Raw genomic sequence first — 6,773 nt, forward strand, 5'->3', positions numbered from 1 at the left:
AGGGCTTCCCAGACGCACAGCAATGCCTGTCCGAGGCGCTCACGGACATGAACGACACGCTGATCGTCATCGGGATCACACTCACGGTTTCGAATCAGCTTCAGGCTTCTGTACAGGCTGCGGCTGCGCCGTAGCTTGGCTGAACGAGCATGCCAACGTTATCCGACCCTACGTACTTCGGCTCCGCGGGAGCCGTGCTTTCCAAGCATGGGCCCCTGAGCTTTTTGCGAGCACCGAATGCCGGCCGCTCCGGGCTGCGCATGGACCCCTCGATCCTGATCCCGTCCCTCTTGGCGGGACTCGTTTGCGCCGCATCGCCCTGTGTCCTTCATGCTCAGTCGTCCGACCCGGAGCCCACCCCGAACGACGAGCCGGGGGCCGAGCCCAACGCCGAACCCGGCGTAGAGCCCGACGCCGACGAGGCACCCGCGCGCGGCGCGGACGAATCCACCCGCAGGGACGCGAAACAACCGCAGGGCAAGGAACGCGGCAAGGTAGAGAAACGCTCGGCCGGAGCGCGGCGCAGGCGCGGCAAGGCGGCTCCAGGGTCCAAGACCGAGGAACTCCTCGTTACGGGGCTTCGGCAGTCGATGCGCCAGTCTCTCGAGATGAAGCGCGCCGCGGTTGGGATCGTGGACGCCATCGTGGCCGAGGACATCGGCAAGCTTCCGGACCAGAACGTGGCCGAGGCGCTTCAGCGCGTCACCGGCGTTGCCATCGACCGCGTCAACGGCGAAGGGCAGAGCATCAGCGTCCGCGGTCTGGGCTCCAACTTCAGCGTGACGACCGTCAACGGCCGCTCCTTGGCCTCGGAGCGGGGCGGGCGGGGCTTTGCCTTCGATGTACTGGCGCCCGAGTTGCTGGCCTCGGTGGAGGTCCAAAAAAGCCCGTCGGCCGCTGGGCGAGAAGGCGGGATCGGCGCGACGGTCAACATGAACACCGCCCGGCCCTCGCACTTCGGTCGCTTCGTCTTGGCCGGCTCGTTGCAGGCAGTCTACGACGAGCTTGCCCAAACCTTCAATCCGCGTGCCAATGCGCTCATCAGCGACGTGTTCGCCGATGGAACGCTGGGTATGATGCTCACGCTTTCGTACTCCAAGCGCGCACTGCGGCAGGACTTGTACGAGTCGAACTACCGCACGGACGAAATGAGAGGCAACACGCGGTTGATTCCACGCCCGGCCGATCTTCCCCCCGATGTCCCCGTGAGCCTGCCCCAGTATCCCCGGTTTCGAAAGAGTGCCGACCAGCGCGAGCGGATCGGTGGGTCTGCGGCGCTGGAGTGGAAGCCCAACGACCAGCTCAGCGTGGTGGTCGACGGCCTCTTCTCCCGCTTCCACGTCGATTCGGAAACCAACGTCGTGCTCCTGCCGTTCGATACGCCGCTCTGGAGGGATGGTCGCTTCACCGAGACGGTGGTCGACAGGTCGGGCACGGTGCAGCGCTTCGTGGCCGAAGACCCTTTTCTGATCGAGGTACACCATCAAATTTCGCCCCGCAGGACCGACACCTGGATGACGGGCCTGAACAGCACTTGGCACACCCCTCGCCACACACTCAGCGCCGACGTGTCGTACTCGCGGGCGCTCAGCGCAAACAACGGCGACAATCGGATTGCGTCCCTTCGCACGTATGCGAATCGCGGCGTCTTCGACGCCACCACAGGCAACAGGATTCCGGATCTACGTTTTGATCCTCCGATCGGCCAAGCTCCCTTCGGCGCACACTGGGCGATGATCAACGGCACCGATGTGCGGGACGAGGTCTTCGAGGCGCGTCTCGATGCTGCACAATACCTTGACTCCTTCCCGCTCACGCTGCGCACCGGCCTGGACGTCGCCCGCCGCGCCAAGACCAGGACAACCTACGAACCCGAAAACGCGGCTGCCTTTGCCCATGGTCGATTCGCCGGCGTGCCAGGCAGCGTTCCAGAGGACCTGCTGGTGCGCGTGCCCAACAGCAGAAGCGTCTGGGTCCGCATCCCGTTCGAGCGGCTCTACATCCCTCCCAGCGGCTCCCCCTTTCTGTCCCATCAGAAGGGCGATTTCCCACGCGACCTGATCGACTACGATCTGAACGGGCTGTTTGACTACTTCCGCTCCCTGAATCTGCCGGTCTACGAACAGCTCCTGCCCCGTCTCCGCCTACAGAGCACCTTCGACGTGAGCGAGCTGGTGTACACCGCGTACATCTCGGCCACGCTGCGAGGCGAGCTCGGTCAGATGCCGTACGTTGTCGACGCCGGAGTCCGGGGCTCTCTGACGCAGGTGAGATCCAGCGCCTATCAAAGGCACCTGATCCGGATCCATCGCTCGGTGGAGGACCAAAGCATAATGAGGACGGAATACGGCGACCCCGAGCCGTACGCTGTGACCAGCAAGTACCTGAATCTGCTGCCGAGCGCGACCTTTCGGCTCAACCTCGACGACGATCTGATCCTGCGCGCGAGCGGCTCGATGGCGATCACCCGGCCGGATATCGGTAGCCTCTCGCCCACCTACAGAGTCGAGTCCGGGACCAGCCGCAACGTGATTCACGAGCAAAACCCGGACCTCGACCCCTACCGATCGATCCAGGCCGATCTCGCGCTGGAATGGTACTTCGCAACCTCTTCCGCGCTTACCGGTTCGGTATACTTCAAGCATATCGACGGCTTCATCGTGACCGTGCTCGAAGAGGACGTGATTGCGCATGTCGACTTCGATCCCGGCTTCACCTACAGCCGGCGCCGGCCCATAAACGGAAAAAGCGCTCGGGTCGGCGGGATCGAGCTCGGATACCAGCAGACCTTCGACATGCTGCCAGCTTTTTTGAGCGGGTTCGGGGCGCTGGCGAACTGCAGCTACAATCTAAGCAGCGGATCCAGTGAAGGGCCGAACGACGAGAAGCTGCCGATGGTCGGCTATTCCAAGTACAACTACAACTTGGCTCTGTTTTATGACAAAGGCCCCATCAGCGGGCGGATCGCGCTCAACACGCGCAGTCGTTATCTCGTGAGACCACGCCCGATCACCTACCGGCAGGCCTACTCACAGCTCGACGTGAGTCTGGGTTACCGCTTCGGTGAGCACGTGACCCTCTTCGCGAACGGCATCAACCTGCTGAACGCCGCTTCGATCGAGTACGATCGAACGCCGGACCGTTTGACCTACCTAGGTTACACGGGAAGGCAGGTATCCATGGGCGTGCGTGGTCGGCTCTGATTGTGTGTGAGATTTGGGTTACGTATGCCAGCGAGGATCACGGGTTGGGTGCGCCCGGGTAGGGAGGGGGCACCAGGGCGCACAGGGGAGCGATGAGGTCCATGGGGCTGAGCACGATGGTGCTGGTGGCATCGGACCAGGGGGGGACTACGTTCGCTGCACCATGCAGATGCAGAGCTGCAGGCGCGTCGGTCCGGGTTCCGGAACCGGCCCCAGGGTTGGCGACGATCGGCTCCGGAACCCGGACCGGCCGCCGGTGCATCAGCCTACGCTCGACACCATGGAGAGCGCATGACCTTCGCGCAGATTCACAGCCCGGTCCAGCGTGACGACGACGCGATTGCCGCTCTGCCGCACTTGGCTCTGGGCGCGATCGTTGACTACGACGGACGCGATCTTCTTGCCGGCCAGCGCCCCCGCCAGCGCAACGGAAAACCGCCTCAGACGTAGCCGTCCGTGGTGCAGCGAGATACGGCTGTGCAGCTCGTTGCCCTCGATACCCTGCTCGTAGCTGCCCCAACCCTCGGCGCTGGTGAAAGCGGCCTTGAACTTGTCGGGTGAGACCTTGGGAGCGAACCCCAGCCAGCCTTTGGGCCCGTGATGCTCGTAACCGCACGCCGACAGAAACGCGCCGAAGCTTGCCATGGAGCGCGCGTAGTGATCGGAGCACTCGATTTCATTGAACGGATTTCGCTTGTCGGGCGCGTAGCGTTCGTGAATCGCTTTGACGATCGCGAGACCGCGCTCTACGAGCTCGTCGCCCGGTTCACCCTCGGCAATCATGTGAGCGGCAGCCTGATACTCGAACCCATTCATGCACTCGTTGAAATAGCCTCCGGGACCCGTCCAGACATCGGGGTTTTTCGCGGGGCGTAGCGCTTCGCCCGGGATCGCCTGCTTGGCACCGCCCTTGGGCCAGGTACACATGACAAGGCCCGCCTCCCCGGGCATGGCATACCAGCGGAAGGTCTGCTCGATCTCGACATGCTTGAGCGCGTATCCGCCTGCGTCGGGTGCGAAATTGTACTTCCAAAGACTCTTGAGCGCGGACACCGTTTGCTCTTTGGGAATCACGCGCCCGAGCCCAACTTGATGCGCCCAGGCTTGCCCCAGCACCTGGTCGATATGGCAGCCAGGACCGCTACGTAGCGCCTTGGGATGCTTGGGGTCGGGCTTGTGAATGAAGTATTCGCCATCGAATAATTGCGTTACGATGTTGCGTTGGCCTCGGTCCAGAATCTGACGACAGCGCGTGGCAAACGGCTCCTCGCCCACCTCTCGTGCCATCGCCTCGCCCGCAGCCAGCACGGCGAGATACAGCCCGCTGATCCAACCCATCGGGCCAAACCACGCCGCGTCGAGCGTATGAGGCTGCTTGCCTTCGATCAGGCCGCTGCCGTTTCCGTCCTTGGCGATAAGGAACTCGATGGACTTCTTGACCCTGGGCCACAGAGATCTGAGGAACGTATCGTCGGCGGACATCAGGTGCTCGCGATATGTGCGCAGAATCGTGCCTGCCTGGCCGTCGGTAGCCTCGCTGGGCGCGTTCTCGGCGCGATGGCCGATCAGGCCATTGTCAGGATCAAACGCGATCCCGTAGTCCGTGATGGAACGGAAGGCGCGCTCGAGCTCGGGGAAAACCCGCGACAGCGCCTGCGCATAGTGCCAGACGTGCGTGCAGGTGCCCGGATAGCAGTCGACGCCCTCCCAGGCATACAGGCGGCCACTATCAAACCAGTGGAGCACGTTCGTGGCAGCGCAGTCGATGGCGACGAACGTCCGGTCCAGAAACCAATGAGGCAGCGTGCTGTCGTACCAGGTCTGGTTCCACTTGCGTGTGCCGCCCAGCAGACGCTTCTTGTTCCGGGCGAGATAATCAGCGACCGCTGCGGCTGAATCGAAGCGCGGCGCATAGTGCCGCCGCAGCTTCTCGAAATCGCGCAGCTGCGAGAGGTGACCCGGAGCAGCCTCGGTTTCTTGGTAATCCGGGAAGTACCACGTGATGGCGAAATCGAGCGTCCGCGACTCGCCCGGCTTCAGCCGGACCGTGGCCCCCAGCGCACCTAGGAGCGGCCGATCCAGCGTCTGCCGTTGTGGCCTACCCCTGGGGGCAACGCCAACGTGCTCAAAAAGCCCATCGGGCTGCGAAAGTGCCGTCGTCCCCCAGGGGGCGAGATCGTCCTCGAGCAACGATAACGCCATCGAGCCGTACCCATGCCGCTTCTCGAGTGGAGTCCTGGGCTGCGGTCCCTGCGATTCGATCGATGCGAGCAAGGTAACCCTACCCTTGGCGGATGACCAGGCGTTCACACGTCGCCCGAGCCTCGCTTCCGTGACGTAGGGACAGGTTGCGTTTTGTAGCCAACCACCCAGGTCGACTTCGAGCGCCTTGGTGCCCGTGTTGACGAGACGGAAGCTCGTGATCGTCGCCGGTAAGGCGCTGTCTGCGGCATTGAGAGGAATGAAGGGCGAAAAAGCTTCAAGCTCGATCTTCAGCGGCAGCTTCGCGCCCAGGTATGCGACCCGGGCGACGGGGTACTCGCCACGAAAGGTCACCTGCGGAAATCCGTGGTGGTCAAGCGTCTTCGCCGTCAGCCCAGCGTCGGTCCGCACCCGAACAGCGAAACCCTGCTCTACCGAAGCCCCATTGAGCTTGTTGTACTGCTCGCCGAATGCCACGGGGTCGGTGTAGTGACCGCAGAGGGTCATGAACTTGAGTCGCTGGCCGTGATCCGGCTCGCGCCGATAGTTGCTCTTGAAGATGTCCCATAGCCAGAGCCGGCCGTCTCCACCGAGATACAGCTGACCGCAGCCGATCCCGCCGATAGGCATGCCGACATACTTCAGCTGCCGGTCCCAACCCGAGTAGACTTCCGGAGCGCTGCGTTCATACAGCGACTTGATCCAGGCCGCCGACAGCTTCTTGTCGGCTGGAATCAGGTGCGCGCCAGGGTCCTTGTGCTCGAAGGGGCCGGCGAACGCCGGGCCGCAGGCCGGAGCCAAGCAGGCGCTCACAACACCCACACCTGTTGTTCTCAAGAAATCGCGCCGGGCCAACCTGTCGGGCGGCTCAGCGCCTCGGCGGTCGCATCCACCGCCGGGAGTAGGTCCACAGCACGTGGATAGGTCGCTTCTACTCATGTGCGCTTCGTCCCATCTGGCAGCGACAGGGCCCTGGTGAGGCAAGGGCTGTCCGTGGATCGCTGCCACGCGTGGGCGGCCCGGCGGAAGCTGCGACGATCGATCTCGAGCATGGCGCATCTCTCCCCTGCCAGGCTTCAACGCCCCTGGCAAGGCTTCTTGTCCCGAGGGACGAGCTTCTCGAAGTCTTTCGCGTCGAAAGGTCCGGCCACCCGCGGTAACCCGAGGCCGCATCCGACCCCGCCCAGGGACACGGCTCCAAGGAAGGCGCGGCGGGCTAGTACCTCTCCACAGGAATCCTGGTTGGTTGGGGCCTGCAGTGGGGCTCGCTGGCAAGGCGGACCGACGAAGACTGCGGTTCATTTCGATGCGGTGCAGCGCATATTCGAGGAGGTCCCAACGCCGCCAGCGGGCGCCAGGGCTGGGGCC

At 63.6% G+C, this 6,773-nt stretch carries 3 protein-coding genes; 1 reads left to right on the forward strand and 2 read right to left on the reverse strand.

Annotated features, from left to right (window positions below; translation table 11 throughout):
• Positions 1 to 149: 149 nt before the first annotated feature.
• Positions 150 to 3,203, forward strand: a complete 3,054-nt coding sequence (locus tag MJD61_12225) for a TonB-dependent receptor (protein ID MCG8556035.1) — start codon at positions 150 to 152, stop codon at positions 3,201 to 3,203.
• Positions 3,204 to 3,240: 37 nt separating this feature from the next.
• On the opposite strand, the gene MJD61_12230 is transcribed toward MJD61_12225, so the two are convergent.
• Positions 3,241 to 3,465 (reverse strand): hypothetical protein, encoded by a 225-nt coding sequence (locus MJD61_12230; GenBank protein ID MCG8556036.1) that lies wholly within the window; start codon positions 3,463 to 3,465, stop codon positions 3,241 to 3,243.
• The gene (locus MJD61_12235; protein ID MCG8556037.1) at positions 3,465 to 6,218 is read right to left on the reverse strand and encodes a non-lysosomal glucosylceramidase; all 2,754 of its coding nucleotides are present in this window, start codon (positions 6,216 to 6,218) and stop codon (positions 3,465 to 3,467) included. Before MJD61_12235 ends, MJD61_12230 begins: the two co-directional genes overlap by 1 nt.
• Between the last annotated feature and the right edge of the window lie 555 nt (positions 6,219 to 6,773).

The sequence above is a fragment of the Pseudomonadota bacterium genome (assembly GCA_022361155.1).
Classification (GTDB): domain Bacteria; phylum Myxococcota_A; class Polyangia; order Polyangiales; family JAKSBK01; genus JAKSBK01.